This window comes from Nocardia veterana NBRC 100344, from assembly GCF_000308855.1.
GTDB classification, from domain to species: Bacteria; Actinomycetota; Actinomycetes; order Mycobacteriales; family Mycobacteriaceae; genus Nocardia; species Nocardia veterana.
In genome coordinates this window covers 37,853-53,239 of the sequence record NZ_BAGM01000108.1, presented here as the reverse complement: position 1 = coordinate 53,239, position 15,387 = coordinate 37,853, and the positions used below count along the sequence as shown (strand labels likewise).

Below are 15,387 nucleotides of genomic sequence, written 5' to 3'. Positions count from 1 at the left end.
TATCAGAACATAACCGCATCGCGCTGTAACGCAAGTGAACAGTGATGCGTTTGTTATCCGCGCGCGACGCTCGCCGATTGCCCGAGGGGCCCGGACTCGCCGGAGCGAAGCGCAGGCAGAATGACAGCCCGTGACCCGACACCTCCGTTTGGCCGACCTCCGCGTGGCAGGGGCCGTCCTGGCCGTATCGGTGCTGGCCCGGCTGGTTCTCATGCTCGTTCTTCCGCACGGGCTCGACGTGGTCGACCTGCGGGTCTATGTCGAGGGGGCGGCCAATCTCGGCAGCGGGCATCTCTACGACTTCGTCTACGCCGACAAGACACCGGATTTCCCGCTGCCGTTCACGTATCCGCCGTTCGCCGCGGTGGTGTTCTATCCGCTGCACTGGCTGCCGTTCGGGTTGGTGACGCTGCTGTGGTTCGGGTTGATCGTGGTGGCGCTGTACGCGTGCGTGCGGATCACCCTGGCACTGCTGTTCGGCGCGGCCGCGGCCGAGCCGAGATGGCGTGCGGCGGCGATGATCTGGACGGCGGTCGGGCTGTGGCTGGAGCCCACCCGGACCACCCTCGATTACGGGCAGGTCAATGTCTTTCTGATGTTGGCGGGGCTGGCGGCGGTGTATTCGACGCGCTGGTGGCTGTCGGGCCTGCTGGTCGGGGTGGCGGCCGGGGTGAAACTGACGCCCGGGGTGACCGGGCTCTATTTCCTCGCGCAGCGGCGGTGGGCGAGCGCGGTGTGGTCGGCGGTGGTGTTCGGTGCGACGGTCGGAGTGTCCTGTGCGCTGTCGTCAGCGGAGACACGAACCTATTTCGGGCCGCTGCTGGGGGACGCGAACCGCATCGGCCCGGTGGGGTCGGTGGTCAATCAGTCGTTACGTGGCGCGCTGAGCCGGATCCTCGGCCACGATGCGGGGGCGCCCTGGTATGTGGCCGGGCACCGGATCCCGTTCGGGCCGTGGTGGCTGGCGGCGGTGGCGATCACGGTGGTGCTGGCCTGGTTCGCTTGGCGCGCGGTGGGTTTCGACGACCGGCTGGGTGTGCTGCTGGTGGTGCAGCTGTTCGGGTTGATGGTCTCGCCGATTTCCTGGTCGCATCATTGGGTCTGGCTGCTGCCGCTGATGATGTGGCTGCTGTACGGGCCGTTGCGGTCGGTCGCGGGCGCCCGGGTGGTGGCCGGGTTCTGGCTGGTGACCACGATCGTCGGAATTCCGTGGGTGCTGACCTTTTTCCAGCCGACGATCTGGGAGATCTCCCGGCCCGGCGGGCTGGCCTGGCTCGGTGCGATCTACGTCTTCGGCGTGGTGGTGACGTATCTGTGGATCATCCGGGCGGGGTCGCGCCGGGAGCGTGCGGGCACGACGGAACCGGCGCCCGCGCCGGGTTCGGTGGGCGCCGGTCAGCTCTGATCGGCGAGGCGGTCGATCTGGCCGGCCAGCGCCAGATCCTTGCGGGTGATACCGCCTTCGGAATGGGTGGACAGGGTGAAGGTCACCCGGCGCCACCGAATATCGATATCGGGATGGTGGTTGACCTTCTCGGCCGAATCGGCGACCCGTCGCACCAGATCGATCCCGGCCAGGAAGGACGGGGCTTCGACGGTACGGGAGATACTGGCGCCGGTGCGGGTCCAGCCGGGCAGTTCGCGCAACCCAGCGGCGATCTCGTCATCGGAGAGCAGTGGGGTACTCATACCTCGGTTCTACCCCAGCCGAGGCGGCTCAGGCCGCACGCGCGTGTTTGAGAGCCTTTTTGAGATCTTTGCCCTTGACCCCGGCGGCCTGGCATTTCTGCATTTTCGCTATCACGACAGGGCATTTCAGGCAGCGCTTCTTCTTGCGGCAGCACTTCTTCTTCGGTTTGAGGTGTGCGACCTCCTTGGCCTTCACCTTGCCCATGACCCCAGCCTAAGGGGTCGGACCGGGAGTGGCAGACCCGGAGCACCCGGGACGAATCCGATGCCGACAACGGCCGCCGGCCGGGTTTCGGTACTGTGTACCTGGCCGCATGCCCGGTGAGTCTCGGAGTCCACCCGTCTTGTTCGGATCCGCTACGGCGCGGGTCGGCCGCCACCCTTTCATTCAGCAGGAGGATTCAACGTGTCGTCTGTCGAGTTCCGCAATGTCGCCATTGTGGCTCATGTCGACCACGGCAAGACGACGCTGGTCGATGCCATGTTGCGGCAGTCCGGCGCGTTCGCCGAGCGGGCCGAGCCGGTCGACCGGGTGATGGACTCCGGTGATCTGGAGCGCGAGAAGGGCATCACCATTCTCGCGAAGAACACCGCGGTGCATCGCCATCACGCCGACGGCAGCGTCACCGTCATCAATGTCATCGACACCCCCGGCCACGCCGATTTCGGTGGTGAGGTCGAGCGTGGCCTGTCGATGGTCGACGGCGTGGTGCTGCTGGTCGACGCCTCCGAGGGCCCGCTGCCGCAGACCCGGTTCGTGCTGCGCAAGGCGCTGGCCGCCTCGCTGCCGGTGATTCTGGTGGTGAACAAGACCGACCGTCCGGACGCCCGGATCGAGGAGGTCGTGGAGGAGAGCCACGATCTGCTGCTGGATCTGGCGTCCGATCTCGACGACGAGGCGTCCGAGGCGGCCGAGCTGGCCCTGGACCTGCCGGTGCTCTACGCCTCCGGCCGGGAGGGCAAGGCCTCCACGAAGCGCCCCGAGAACGGCAGCGCGCCCGACGCCGAGAATCTGGACGAGCTGTTCGACGTGCTGCTGAAGTACGTGCCCGCGCCGAAGGGGGATGCGAGCAAGCCGCTGCAGGCGCATGTGACCAACCTCGACGCCTCCCCGTTCCTCGGCCGGATCGGTCTGGTCCGCATTCACAACGGCACCCTGCGCAAGGGCCAGAACGTCGCCTGGCTGAGCGCCGAGGGCACCAAGACCGTCAAGATCACCGAGCTGCTGCAGACCGTCGGCGTCGAGCGCAAGCCGGGTGAGGAAGCGGTCGCGGGTGACATCGTCGCCGTCGCCGGCATCCCGGAGATCATGATCGGCGATACCCTCGCCGACGTCGACAACCCGGTGGCGCTGCCGCGGATCACCGTCGACGAGCCGGCCATCTCGGTGACGATCGGCACCAACACCTCGCCGCTGGTCGGCCGGGTGCAGGGCCACAAGCTGACCGCGCGCATGGTGAAGGCGCGCCTGGATCAGGAACTGGTCGGCAACGTGTCGCTGCGGGTGCTCGACATCGGCCGTCCGGATGCCTGGGAGGTCCAGGGCCGTGGCGAGCTGGCGCTGGCCATCCTGGTCGAGACCATGCGCCGGGAGGGCTTCGAGCTCACCGTCGGTAAGCCGCAGGTGGTGACCAAGACCGTGGACGGCAAGATCCACGAGCCCTACGAAGAGCTGACCATCGACTGCCCGGAGGAGTTCCTCGGCGCGATCACCCAGCTGCTGGCCGCCCGCAAGGGCAAGATGGTGCAGATGAGCAACCATGCCGCCGGGTGGGTGCGGATGGAGTTCATCGTTCCCTCGCGCGGCCTGATCGGCTTCCGCACCGACTTCCTCACCGAGACCCGCGGCACCGGTATCGCCAACGCGGTCTTCAACGGATACGCCCCCTGGGCCGGTGAGATCCGCGCCCGGCACACCGGGTCGCTGGTCTCCGACCGGGCCGGCACCGTGACGCCGTACGCCATGATCCAGCTCGCCGACCGCGGTCAGTTCTTCGTCGAGCCGGGTGCGGACACCTACGAGGGACACGTGGTGGGCATCAACCCGCGTGCGGAGGATCTCGATATCAACGTCACCCGGGAGAAGAAGCTGACCAATATGCGCTCGGCCACCGGCGACGTGCTGGAAACCCTGGCCAAGCCGCTGCAGCTCGACCTCGAGGGCGCGATGGAGTTCTGCGCCGCCGACGAATGCGTCGAGGTGACCCCGGAGATCGTCCGGGTGCGCAAGGTGATCCTGAGCGCCACCGAGCGTGGCCGGGAGGCGTCGCGGCGCAAGGCCCGCGATCGCGCGGCGCAGGGCGCCTGAGGCTGTGGATTCCGGCGGCCCGGCGCGGTTCCGCACGCTGCCGTCTCCGGGCCGCCGCTCCCACCGCTAAGGTTTCCGATCGTGAAGTCGGGAGTAGGTAGCCGCGCCGTAGGGCGGGTGGCGGTTCTGTTGCTGGTGCTGGCGGTGGGCATGCTCACCGCCTGCACCGCGAATCCGCCGCCGCCGATCGAGAGCACCGACAGTCCGAAGACGACGCCGGCCAAGCCGACCAAATCGACCGTCGTGGTGGCGGTCGACGACATCGGGATCGGCTTCAATCCGCACCTGCGGTCGAATCAGTCCCCGGCCACCAATGCCGTTGCGTCCATGGTGTTTCCGAGCCCATTCCGGCCGGTGCCCTCGCCGACGGTGCCCGGTGGGACCGATTGGGTGCCGGACAACGCGCTGATGGTCTCGGCCGACGTGACCGCGCCCGAACCGTTCACCGTCACCTACAAGATCCAGAATCAGGCGTCGTGGTCCGACGGTGCGCCGATCGCCGCCGAGGATTTCCGGTACCTGTGGCAGCAGATGATCAGTCAGCCCGGGGCGGTGGATCCGGCCGGCTATCGGTTGATCTCGGATGTGGCCTCCTCGGAGGGCGGCAAGACGGTGACGGTGACGATGAGTCAGCCGTATCCCGCGTGGCGGCAACTGTTTTCGGATCTGCTGCCCTCGCATCTGCTCAAGGATTCACCGGGCGGATTCCAGAAGGCGCTCGCCGTGGAGCGCGGCCTGATCGATCAGAACCCGATCTCCGGCGGGCAGTTCCGGGTCAAGCAGGCCGATGCGGGGCGCGAGGAGATTCTGCTCGAACGCAACGATCGCTACTGGGGCACACCGGCGGTGCCCGATCAGATTCTGTTGCGGCGCGGCGGGACCGCGGCGCAGCTGGCCGAATCGCTGCGCGCGGGGGACGCGCAGATGGCGCTCGTCCACGGCGGTGTCGCGACGCAGGCGCAGCTGGCCGCGATCCCCGCGGTGCGGACCGCGATCATGCCGCAGGCCCGGGAGATGCAGCTGGTGTTGAACGGGCGCACCGGCGATCTGGCCGATCCGCGGGTGCGGCACGCCGTGCTGGGGCTGCTGGATCCGGCGCTGCTGGCCTCGGTCGGCGCCGAGACCGGCGCGTGGGTGGAGCCGGTGCGGGCCCAGGTTCTCGCCCCTTCGGATCCGGGTTATGTGCCGACCGCGCCACCGCGGATGGCTGCCGATCAGGCGTTCGGATTGCTCGGCGAGGCCGGATTCGGCCGGGCGCCGGAAACCCCGACGGCTGGCAACTCCACGACATCGCCCGCGCCGCAACCGCGTCCGGTGGCCAAGAACGGCCGCACCCTGACGATCCGGATCGGTGCCGTGGACAAGGATCCGACCACGCTGGCGGTCGCGAATACCGCCGCCGACCAGTTGCGGAGCGCCGGGATCGACGCCTCGGTCCGCAGCCTGCCCGCCGACGAGCTGTACGGCAAGGATCTGTCCGACGGCACGATCGACGCCGTGGTCGGCTGGGAGCGGGCCGGCGAGGATCCGGCGACGATTTTGGCCTCGCGCTACGGCTGCCCGCCGGTGGCCGTGCCGGGGCAGGAGGATACGTCGCAGGCCGATGCCGTCCGCAAGGCGCCCGGCAATGTGTCCGGTGTGTGCGACCCCGCACTGCAACCACAGATCGATGCGGCACTGCGTGGCGTCGACGTGCCGAAGGCGATCGGCGACGCCGAGCCCCGGCTGTGGGAGTTGGCGACCGTGCTGCCGATCGTGCAGGACACCGGGGTGGCCGCGGCCAGTTCCCGGATGGACGGTGTGTCGCTGAGCGGATCGATCCAGGTGGGGATCTTCGGCGGCGCCGCGACCTGGCGGCGGCTGTCGTGACCGAAACCGGCGGCCTGGTTCTGGTGCACGCCCATCCGGACGACGAGACCATCACCACCGGCGGCACCATCGCGCACTATCGCCGCCGCGGTTACCCGGTGACGGTGGTGACCTGCACGCTCGGCGAGGAGGGCGAGGTGATCGGGGACCGCTGGGCGCAACTGACCAGCGCCCACGCCGATCAGCTGGGCGGTTACCGGATCGGGGAGCTGACCGCGGCGCTGGCCGCGCTCGGCGTCGACGCGCCGTATTTCCTCGGCGGCGCGGGTCGCTGGCGTGATTCGGGGATGACGGGCACGACCGCCGATCCGAAGCCCATGGTTCCGACCCACCCGCGGGCCTTCGTCGATTCCGGTCCGGCGGCGGTGGCGGAACTGACCGAGGTGCTGCTGCGACTGCGCCCGCGGGTGGTGGTCGGCTACGACCCGCGCGGCGGGTACGGGCATCCGGACCATCTGCGCGCCCATCGGGTGACCATGGACGCAGTGGCGGCAGCGGCCGAAAAGGGTTGGGACACACCGAAGCTCTACTGGACCGTCACCGATGCCGACGTGCTGCGCCGGCATACCGAGGCGCTGGCCCGCCGGACCGTCGATCGGCTGCCCGGTGCGCTGCCGCGGGGGTGGCGGCTGCCCGCGACCGGTGAGCTGGCCTGCGTCTCGAGCGATACCGTGACCACCACCGTCGACGTGTCGGAGGTGCTGGCCGCGAAACGAGCGGCGCTGCGCGCGCATGCCACTCAGGTCACGCTCGCCCCGTCGGGCCGCGAATTCGCGCTGTCGAACAATATCGCCCAGCCGGTGCTGCCCGAGGAACACTATGTGCTGGTCCGTGGTCGGCTCGGTCCGGTCGGTCCCGACGGCCGCGAGGACGATCTGTTCGCCGGACTGGCCTGAGCGCCGACGGATCGGGCACGCGGGCTGGTCGCATCGCGGACCGGTCGGCTTAGACTGCTCGCATGTACAACTGGAGCCTGCAGGACGCCATCGTCGCGTTCGTCGAGAGCCAGAAGCCGAACTGGCAGGCGCAGCACGATCTGTACCTGTCGGTGCTCTACGGTTTCGTCGATCTGCAGAGTCATCTGTTGACCCTGCTCGGCTTCCCGCCGGTACCGTGACAACTGCGGTGACCAGCCGGGCGACGACGGAGCCCGGTGGATCGAGGTATGTCTGGCCGGTGCTGGGCGGGTTGCTGGCGGCGGTGCTGGTCTTCGACGGGTTTCTGTCGGTACTGCTCGAGGTGCTGTACCTGCCGCTGTACCTGGGCGCCACGCCGTTCCCGATCGCGGCGCCGGTCGCGGCGGTGGTGAACGTCGCCCTGGTGATGGGGATGCGCGCGGTGGCGACGCGTCCGGCGGCGATGGGGCTGCCGGTGATCGGCTGGCTGTTCGGTTTCCTGATCTGCTCGACCACCGGTCCCGGTGGCGATGTGCTGCTGACCGACACCTGGACGTCGCCGCTGCTGCTGGCCTGCGGCATCGTGCCGGTTGGTTTCTACCTGTTCTGGCAGGCGTTCCTGCGGCCGAAGGAGGTCGCCGCCGCGCGCTGAGCCGGCGCGTGTGCTGGAAACCTCTGTCCGGCAACGGATCTCCGCGATCGGCTGTAGCGCTTCCGAGGGTCGGTTAGTCTCTCAGCGTTATCTGTGGTTCTGCCGTCTTCGGGCGGTGCGGTGAGGAAGTGGGGGCCGGTTGCTCAGCTGGCCGGTTGGCTCGGGTGCGCCGATGTCCGAATGCGCGCGGGCGCTGCCCGACAACAGGAAGATCTTCCGTGGTTGAGTGGTCGAAGCTTCCTGGTCTGCCTGTGAAAAGTCGTTCGCGCTGGTTCGGTCTGGTCAGTCGCGGGGTGCGCGGCCGGGTCAGCGTGCGGGTGCGCCTGCTGGCGATCGTGCTGATCTCGAGTATCACGCTGCTCGCCACCGGCGTGGGTGCGGCCGGATATCTGGTGCGGTCGGGCCGCGATGCCCGCGACTGGGCCGAATTGGCGTCCAGCACCGCCGAACCCGCCGCCGCGATCATGACGACCTTCGGCGAGGAACGCCGGCTGTCGATGCTGCAGCTGGCGGGCGACCCCACCGCCGCGGACCGGTTGGTGGCGGCCCGGCAACGCTCAGACGAGGCCCTGGCCGCGCTCACCGCCAAAGGCGACGAGGCGCAGAAGATGAATCAGGACGGGTCCGGAGCCGATATCGCCGCCTACGGCCAACTGCTGGCGCAACTACCGCTGGTGCGCCGCGGCATCGACTCCGGTCAGGCGCCGCCGGAACAGGCCTTCGGCCTGTTCAGCACGTTCATCGCGGCGATCGTGGATGCCTCGATGCTCGCCGCGCGGCTGGCGCCGAATGCCGGAATCGCCGTACAACTCGGCTACGCCGTGGAGGTGCTGCGGGCGTCGGAGGCCCTCTCCAAGGCCGTCGCGGTCGGCGAACTGGCGTTGACGACCGGGGCGTCCACGCCCGCGCAGCGGACCCGGTTCACCGACTACCTGGGTGAGTTCCGCGGCCATGTCGGCTATGCGCAGACGGTGCTGAAAGGGGAGCGTGCGGCGCAGCTCGACGCGATCGTGCACAGCGGACCCTGGGGGCAGGTCAACGAGATGGCCGACGCGATCGCCGCCCGGGGTCTCGTTCCAGCCGAGGCGGATACCGAATCATCCAGCCGGACAAGTGATTCCGGGCGCGCGCACACCACGCGGGACGCGGTGCAGCCGGCCCTGCCGATGACGATGCAGGCCTGGCGGGACAGTTCCGCCCAGGTCGGCTCCGAACTGCTGCAGCTGTGGCAGGACAAGAGCCGGGACGCGCACGCCGCGGCCCGGTCGGAGGGTGATCGCACCGCGGTCGGATCGCTGTTCGGTGGCGGAGCGGTCCTGGTGATCTCGGTGCTGGCGTTTCTCGCGGCCCTGGTGCTGGCGAATCGATTCATCGGCCGGATGCGTCGCCTGCGTCGCGACACCCTGGAGCTGGCCGACGAGCGGCTGCCCGACATCATGCGCCGAGTGTCGGCGGGCGAGGCGGTGGACGCGGTGAGCGAGGTGTCCCGGCTCGACTTCGGAACCGATGAACTCGGTCAGGTCGCGCAGGCCTTCAACCGAGCACAGGTGGCCGCGGTATCGGCCGCCGTCGCGGAGTCGAATACCCGCGCCGGTATCAACACGATCTTCCTCGACATCGCCCACCGCAGCCAGGCGCTGGTTCATCGCCAGCTGGCGCTGCTGGATCAGGCCGAGCGGCGCGAGGAGAACGCCGATCAGCTCGAGTTGCTGTTCCAGCTGGACCATCTGGCGACCCGGGCGCGGCGCAATGCCGAGAATCTGATCATCCTGGGCGGCAAGCAGCCCGGTCGCCGCTGGCGGCATCCGGTGCCGCTGATCGAGGTGATCCGCGGCGCGGTCGCGGAGAGCCTGGACTACACCAGAATTCGGATCGGCCGCATTCCCCGCACGCGGGTCAGCGGTACGGCGGTCGCCGACCTGATCCACCTGCTGGCCGAGTTGATGGACAACGCCACCTCGTATTCACCGCCGCAGGCCCGGGTGGAGGTCCATGCGTCGGTGGTGGGTCGCGGAGTAGCGGTGGAGGTCGTCGACCAGGGCCTCGGAATGTCCGCCGACGAGCTCGATCGCCGTAACGAGATGCTCGCTCGCCCACCGGAATTCAGTGTCGCGGCGCTGTCCTCCGACACCAGGCTGGGATTGTTCGTCGTCGCGAAATTGGCGAATCGCCACGGCATTTCGGTGAAGCTGCGGGAATCGGCGTACGGCGGGGTGCGTGCCGTGGTGCTGATCGGCACTCGCGTGCTCGACGCCGGTGAGGGCGGGATCGAGTTCGACGAACCGGGTCCCGCGACCGGTGAATTCGCGGTGCTCGGCCCGGTGGAACGGGCGGCGGAGAGCTCGACGCCCGCTGCCGATGTGAGCCCCGAGAAGCATCCCGCCGGACCGGAACCCGCCGCGCCGGCCGACCCCGAGGACGGTCCACGCCGTTCGGCATGGTTCACCTCGGCGTCGGATCAGCGGGCTGCGAACGCGCCGGCGACGGGCGTGTTCGGCGCTCCGGTCACGGCACCGCCGACGGTGGTGCGCGCCGGGGCGGGCCGCCCGCCGCTGCCGCGCCGGATGCGCACGACCGGACGTGACGAGCCGCCCGCCGCCGGCGTGAACTCCGTCCGGCGGCGCACCGCCGACCAAGCTCGCAACCTGATCAGCGCCGTCGAGCAGGGAACTCGGCAGGGCCGCCGACCTGCTGCCGAATCCGGCTCGTCGACACCACCTTTCGACACGAACGAGGGCGAAGATGACTGATGCCAACCGCAGTGATGTCGGGTGGCTGCTCGATGATCTGGTGAAGGGTCTCACCGGCGTCCGCTACGCGGTCCTGCTGTCCACCGACGGCTTGCTGCTGGGTAATTCGGCACAGCTGGAAACCTCCGATGCCGAGCGGTTCTGCGCGATGGCCTCGGCGCTGCACAGCCTGGCCCGCAGCGCGGGACATCATTTCGACGCCGGCGGGGTCTGCCAGACCATGGTGGAGCTCGATCGGGCGGTGCTGTTCATCACGGCGGCCGGTGACAACGCCTGTCTGGGCCTGCTGGCCGCGGAGAACGCCGATCTCGGGATGGTGGCCTACGCGATGAATCAGACCGTGCAGCGGGTCGGCTCGCATCTGGCGGTCGATCGGCGATGACGCCGGGCCGGAGCCGGGGGCGGCGCGGCGTCCGCACGCCGCCGTCGCCGGTATCGGATCGGTCGCTGTCGGCCGGCCGCCTCGGGTGGCGGCCGTGAACGACGGGGACGCCTGGTTCGACGACGAAGCCGGACCGCTGGTCCGGCTGTACGCGGTCACGCACGGCCGGGGCCGCAGCACCCGGCCGGAGCTGGATATGCTCACGCTGGTGGTCGACAACGGCCGCGGTTCGGCCCTGCACCGCCACGAACCCGAATACGAGGCGATCGCGGAACTGTGCCGCACTCCGCAGTCGATCGCGGAAGTCGCCGCGCGGCTGGCGCTTCCGCTCACCATGACCAAGGTGCTGGTCGGTGATCTGATCGACGACGGGCGGCTGGAATTCCGGCAGCCGCGCCAGGCCGAGGCCGGCCCCGGTGACGTCAGCCTGCTGCGGGCGCTGCTGGACGGTATCCGCGGGCTCTGATCCGGCTCACCGCAGCCGCGCGGCGAGCCGTGTCGCGTTCATGTAGGCGATCGCCTCGATGGACACCATCGGGTTGACCCCCGACGCGGTGGGAAAACAGGAGGCGTCGGCAACGACGACATTCGGCACGTCCCAGGTCGCGCCGTCCGGGTCGACGGCCGACATGCCGGGTGTGCCGCCCATGCGCGCCGAGCCCATGATGTGCAGCGCGCCCATCGCGCACTGACCGGGTTCGTAGCCGGCGGCGGCGCAGGCGGCCGCGAATTCGGCGTGCGATCCGCTGCGGCCGGGCCGGTAGGACGGTCCCGCCTGGTGTCCGGAATAGATGCGCCGTGCCCCCGCGGCCTCGAGAATCTGTGCGGCTCCGGTGATTCCGGTGTGGAGATGACGGCGGTCGTAGTCGGACAGCCGGTACGAGACCACCGGTTCGCCGTCCTTGTCGATGCGGACGCTGCCGTGATCGCGGTCCCGGGTGATCACCCCCAGCGCCACCGATTTGTGCAGCTCCAGCAGGTTCGCGCGGTAGTCCGCGGCGCCCCGCCAGTTCATGAACCCGACGCCCATGCCCGGATGGATCGGCCCGGTCTCGTAGATGACGCCGTACCCGTTGCCGTCCAGATCGCGGTGCTCGCGGCTGATCCGCGCCTGCATGCCGCCCTCCCACGGCCGGATCGGCTCGTCGAACACCCCGAAGACCGCGGCTGCCGGATGGAGCCGCAGATATCTGCCGATGTTCTTGTTGGCCAGACCCGAGCGCCGCAACAGCGCCGGAGTCTGCACGGCCCCGGCGGCGACCACGACCGCGCGGGCCCGTACCTCGATCGGCGCGCCGGTCGAACTCGTCGCCGAAACGCCTTCGGCGCGACCGTGTTTCACGTCGATCCGGCGCACGTCGGCGTCGACCACGAGGCGGGCGCCGTGCGCGGCGGCATCGGCGAGCCAGGTCTTGGTGACCGACTGTTTGGCGCCGACGCGGCAACCGTAGGGGCACCGGCCGCATTCGACGCCGGCATCGCAGGCGTCGCCGACATTGCGGGGCAGGGTGTCGATATCCCAGCCCAACGCGGTGGCGCCACGCTCGAGCACACTGTCGCGCGCCGAGAGCGGGGAGTGGCGATCGTTGACGCCGAGGCGCCGGGTCACCGCCTGCAGGGCGGCGGTGTACTCATCCTCGGCGAACTGCGGCACGCCGAGGCCGGCCCATTCGGCACGCACATCGTCCGGGGTGGGCAGTGCGGTGCTCCAGTTGACGACCGTGCCGCCGCCCAGACAGGTCCCCGCGACGAGGGTGATCTGGCCTTCGCTGGTGGCCGGTGGTCCCGGTGCGTACAGCGCGAGCAGGGCGTCGAGTTCGCCGCGGCCGAAATCGCGGTCGTCGTAATAGTTTCCGCGCTCCAGCACGATCACGTCGAGTCCCGCCGCGGCCAGTACCGCGGCAGCGGTACCACCGCCGGCGCCCGAGCCGACGACGACGACATCGCAGCTCATGGTGGTCGCCGCCGTGGGTCGTACGACCGGTAGCGGCGGCGCCGGTGCCGAGGCGAGGGCGCCGGGCGGGCCCGGATAGTCGATGGCCTTCCAGAGCGGATGGCTGCCGGTCGGGCCGGGTGTGACGTTGTAGGACAGCAGCGCGGCCTGTTTGAGAGCCTGAAAGAGGATGCGCTTCAACGGAAGCCGGGAATCACCGAGGCGCAGCAGCACCTGTTCGCGTTCGGCCGGGGTGAGCGTGGAGAAGCGGCGGGCCCGGGTACCCAGCAGAAAGCCGGTGACCCGCATGTCCCAGAGGTCGAGCAGCGTGGTGAGCTGTTTGCGTTCGGCGGCACGGGGATTGCGGCGCAGAATCTCGAAAACCGTGTCCACGGAACCGAGTTCGGTGGCCGAGGGCAGCGTCTGCCCGTCGCCCGGGGTGAACGTATCGCAGATGATGCCCAGCGCGGCGCGCTGTCTCGCCGTCGGTTCCATGAAATCTCACCCTTTCACAACGTCGGGTGTGTTGTACCACGGAGTGTGAATAGGCGCTTACTTAATTGCGTAAAGTGCCGGAGCTGGCTGATTGTTCGCCAGAATTATCGCTTACATACGCGGTGCTGACGACCGCATCGGTCCCGGCGTGCGCGGTCGGCCCACGCTCGCCGAGCAGGCCCGGGGTGACCTGCTCGATCAGCGTCCACGCCCGCTCCACCGGCAGATCGACGATGCTGTATTTCTTCTTTCCGGCCGCACTGGCCGCGACCACGGTCGCCAACCCGGCTCGGCGTTGGAAGTAGCTGCGCCGCACGGTCCAGCCGATCACGCCCGGCGCCTCCAGACAGTCGCGATCGCGATCCAGCGATCCGCGGCGGGTGATCAGCCACACCGGTCGCACTCCGTCCGACGGAATCACCGCATGCCCCAGGCCGCGATAGCGGTCGTGGGCCAGCGCGGCGGAGGCCACGGCGAACACCCCGAGCACGATCCATGCCCACATCGGAACGGGCTGTCCCGCCAGCGATACGAGGAGCAATGCCGCCAGCCCGCCCCACACCGGAACGAAGGCCCGGGTGTACCGGCGCCATCGCGCTCGCGGCCCGTGCCGGTCGAGCGTCACCAGGGCCGGCGCGGCGGCCGTCGGCTCGTCGCCCCAGAGCTGGTCCCACCGCGGCGCGTTCTCGGGGGTGGCCGCGCCCGACCGGCGCGAAGGGCTCATCAGGAGGGCGGCGAGGGTGCGGTCGACAGCGGTGCGCGGCGCCTGGGGCAGCAGCTTCTGCCGCGGGCTGGTGCCGGTCATGATGGCCTCGAGTTCGGCGCCGCCCGCCAGTCGGAGCAACAACGGTTCCTGCACGGTCGCGCCGCGCAACCGGCTCAGGTCGAGGGTGGTCCGGCGGGTGGTGAACAAGCCGCTGCGGATATGCAGGGCCGCGCCGTCGTCCACCACCCGCAGCCCGAAATATGTGCCGAGGTAGTGGATGCAGGCGGCGATGGCCGCGATCACCAGCAGCGCCGCCACGGCCGCGGTGACGGCCAGCGCGATGAAGACCGCGCTGTGCCTGGTCAATCCCTGGATCGCATGGGAGCGCACCAGCACATCCGCCACGCCCACCTTCGCGCCCAGACCGATCACCGGCCCGACGATCGCCAGTCCGGTCAGCGACAGCGGCGCATAACGCACCCACTGTGGCCGCCAGTGCCCGATCTCGACACCGGCCTCGGGTTCGCCGTCCCCGCCGGTGAGCGCTCGCCGCAGCGCCGCCCGCCGGGCCGTTCGCGACGGGCGGGGCCCGGGCGCGAGGTGTTCGCGGCCGCGTTCGGATTCGGCGACCAGGTGGTCCGCGGCGTGAACGCTCGCCCGGGCGGTGCTGTCCTCGGTATCGGTGTCGCCGGGCTCGGCTCGTTTCAGCAGCAGCGCCCGCAGTTCCGGCACCTGGCGCGCGTCGACGCCGTCGAGATGGAAGCGTTCCTCGCGCTCGGCATGCCGGCCGGTTCCGATGACGAGCACCACCAGGCCGAGTAGTCGATGCATGACATCGGCGTGCACATCCACCGACCGGATCCGGGAGCGCGGCACGGTCAGGGTGCGGCGTTGCAGCAGGCCGCGGCGCAGCTGCACGCTATCCGGCCCGATCCGGTAGGCGGTGGTGAACCAGCGGGTGAGCGCGAAAACGACGATCACCCCGGCGACGATCGGGCTCCACGCCGGATTGTCGCTCTGGCTGCCGAGGACGACCGCGCCGAGCAGGACCGGAACGAATCTGACCAGCTCACGTACCGGATGGATCAGCAGCATCCGCTTGTCCAACCGCCGCCAGGGCTCGGGTCCGCTCATCGTGCACCCATCGTGACCGGTGCCGGTGCGGCGATCACGTCGCGTCCTCGCGATGCAGCGCCGCGATATCGGTCAACCGCCGCACGGTCCGTTCGGCCACCGCGAGATCCAAGGCCGCGATCCGCACCGCGCCCGCGGACGACGCCGTCGTGACGGTGACGGTGGCCAGACCGAACAGCCGTTCCAAGGGGCCGCGATGGGTGTCGACGGTCTGCACGCGGGTGATCGGCGCGACCCGGCTCTCCTGGGTGAACCACCCGGTGCGGGTGTACACCGCGGTGTCGGTCACCTCCCACCGGTGCACCGCGTACCGCCACAGCGGTACCACGACGACGGCCGCCACCCCCAGCATCGCCGCGGCGACGATCGAGGCCACCGCCCAGGCTCGGTGCCCGGCATCCAGTACGGCCCACAGGACCGTGCCGACCAGCATCAGCGCCCAGAAGACGGCCGGACCGGTGGCCCACAGCAGCGGTGCCCGGGTGCTCGCCCGCCATGCCGGTGCGGCCATGATCGTGCCCGGCGGTGCGATCTCCGGCGGGCTGCGCATGTCGCCATCGTGGCACGAACTCG

The 15,387-nt window shown here is 69.7% G+C and carries 14 protein-coding genes; 9 read left to right on the top strand and 5 right to left on the bottom strand.

The window, feature by feature from the left end; all coding sequences use genetic code 11:
* Window positions 1–211 precede the first annotated feature (211 nt).
* Window positions 212–1,405 carry a mannosyltransferase gene (locus ON37_RS20715; protein WP_245553287.1) on the top strand — a complete coding sequence of 398 codons (1,194 nt, stop codon included), beginning with the start codon at window positions 212–214 and terminating at the stop codon, window positions 1,403–1,405.
* On the opposite strand, the gene ON37_RS20710 is transcribed toward ON37_RS20715, so the two are convergent.
* Window positions 1,396–1,689: a 4a-hydroxytetrahydrobiopterin dehydratase gene (locus tag ON37_RS20710; RefSeq protein ID WP_040721578.1), complete on the bottom strand. Its 294-nt coding sequence runs from the start codon at window positions 1,687–1,689 to the stop codon at window positions 1,396–1,398. The two genes, ON37_RS20715 and ON37_RS20710, sit on opposite strands and share 10 nt — an antisense overlap.
* A gap of 28 nt (window positions 1,690–1,717) precedes the next feature.
* Complete coding sequence (locus ON37_RS33535; RefSeq protein WP_085997354.1) at window positions 1,718–1,894, bottom strand: hypothetical protein; 177 nt, start codon at window positions 1,892–1,894, stop codon at window positions 1,718–1,720.
* A 201-nt stretch (window positions 1,895–2,095) separates the two neighbouring features.
* Between ON37_RS33535 and typA the strand changes: the two genes are divergently transcribed.
* The 8 genes from typA (at window position 2,096) to ON37_RS20675 (ending at window position 11,012) form a co-directional block, all read left to right on the top strand.
* A complete protein-coding gene (typA, locus tag ON37_RS20705) occupies window positions 2,096–3,997 on the top strand; it encodes a translational GTPase TypA (protein ID WP_040721577.1) in 1,902 nt (633 codons plus the stop codon).
* A gap of 150 nt (window positions 3,998–4,147) precedes the next feature.
* A complete protein-coding gene (locus ON37_RS20700; RefSeq protein WP_083893162.1) occupies window positions 4,148–5,866 on the top strand; it encodes an ABC transporter family substrate-binding protein in 1,719 nt (572 codons plus the stop codon).
* The gene (mshB, locus tag ON37_RS20695) at window positions 5,863–6,762 is read left to right on the top strand and encodes an N-acetyl-1-D-myo-inositol-2-amino-2-deoxy-alpha-D-glucopyranoside deacetylase (RefSeq protein ID WP_245553284.1); all 900 of its coding nucleotides are present in this window, start codon (window positions 5,863–5,865) and stop codon (window positions 6,760–6,762) included. The genes ON37_RS20700 and mshB overlap by 4 nt, the downstream gene beginning before the upstream one ends.
* A 62-nt stretch (window positions 6,763–6,824) precedes the next feature.
* The gene (locus tag ON37_RS33530) at window positions 6,825–6,983 is read left to right on the top strand and encodes a hypothetical protein (protein WP_167669881.1); all 159 of its coding nucleotides are present in this window, start codon (window positions 6,825–6,827) and stop codon (window positions 6,981–6,983) included.
* Between the two features lie 8 nt (window positions 6,984–6,991).
* A complete protein-coding gene (locus ON37_RS20690; RefSeq protein WP_174362128.1) occupies window positions 6,992–7,414 on the top strand; it encodes a hypothetical protein in 423 nt (140 codons plus the stop codon).
* 251 nt (window positions 7,415–7,665) lie between these two features.
* Window positions 7,666–10,164 (top strand): sensor histidine kinase, encoded by a 2,499-nt coding sequence (locus ON37_RS20685; RefSeq protein ID WP_168441226.1) that lies wholly within the window; start codon window positions 7,666–7,668, stop codon window positions 10,162–10,164.
* Window positions 10,157–10,546, top strand: coding sequence for a roadblock/LC7 domain-containing protein (locus ON37_RS20680; RefSeq protein ID WP_040721574.1), 390 nt, complete (start codon window positions 10,157–10,159; stop codon window positions 10,544–10,546). The genes ON37_RS20685 and ON37_RS20680 overlap by 8 nt, the downstream gene beginning before the upstream one ends.
* A gap of 94 nt (window positions 10,547–10,640) precedes the next feature.
* Window positions 10,641–11,012, top strand: coding sequence for a DUF742 domain-containing protein (locus ON37_RS20675; protein ID WP_040721612.1), 372 nt, complete (start codon window positions 10,641–10,643; stop codon window positions 11,010–11,012).
* A 6-nt stretch (window positions 11,013–11,018) separates the two neighbouring features.
* Here ON37_RS20675 and ON37_RS20670 read toward each other — a convergent pair whose 3' ends face one another.
* The 3 genes from ON37_RS20670 to ON37_RS20660 form a co-directional block, all read right to left on the bottom strand.
* Window positions 11,019–12,974 (bottom strand): GMC family oxidoreductase, encoded by a 1,956-nt coding sequence (locus ON37_RS20670; RefSeq protein ID WP_040721573.1) that lies wholly within the window; start codon window positions 12,972–12,974, stop codon window positions 11,019–11,021.
* Window positions 12,975–13,035: 61 nt separating this feature from the next.
* Window positions 13,036–14,814 (bottom strand): PH domain-containing protein, encoded by a 1,779-nt coding sequence (locus ON37_RS20665; protein ID WP_083893156.1) that lies wholly within the window; start codon window positions 14,812–14,814, stop codon window positions 13,036–13,038.
* Between the two features lie 34 nt (window positions 14,815–14,848).
* The gene (locus ON37_RS20660; RefSeq protein WP_040721572.1) at window positions 14,849–15,364 is read right to left on the bottom strand and encodes a PH domain-containing protein; all 516 of its coding nucleotides are present in this window, start codon (window positions 15,362–15,364) and stop codon (window positions 14,849–14,851) included.
* Window positions 15,365–15,387: the final 23 nt, after the last annotated feature.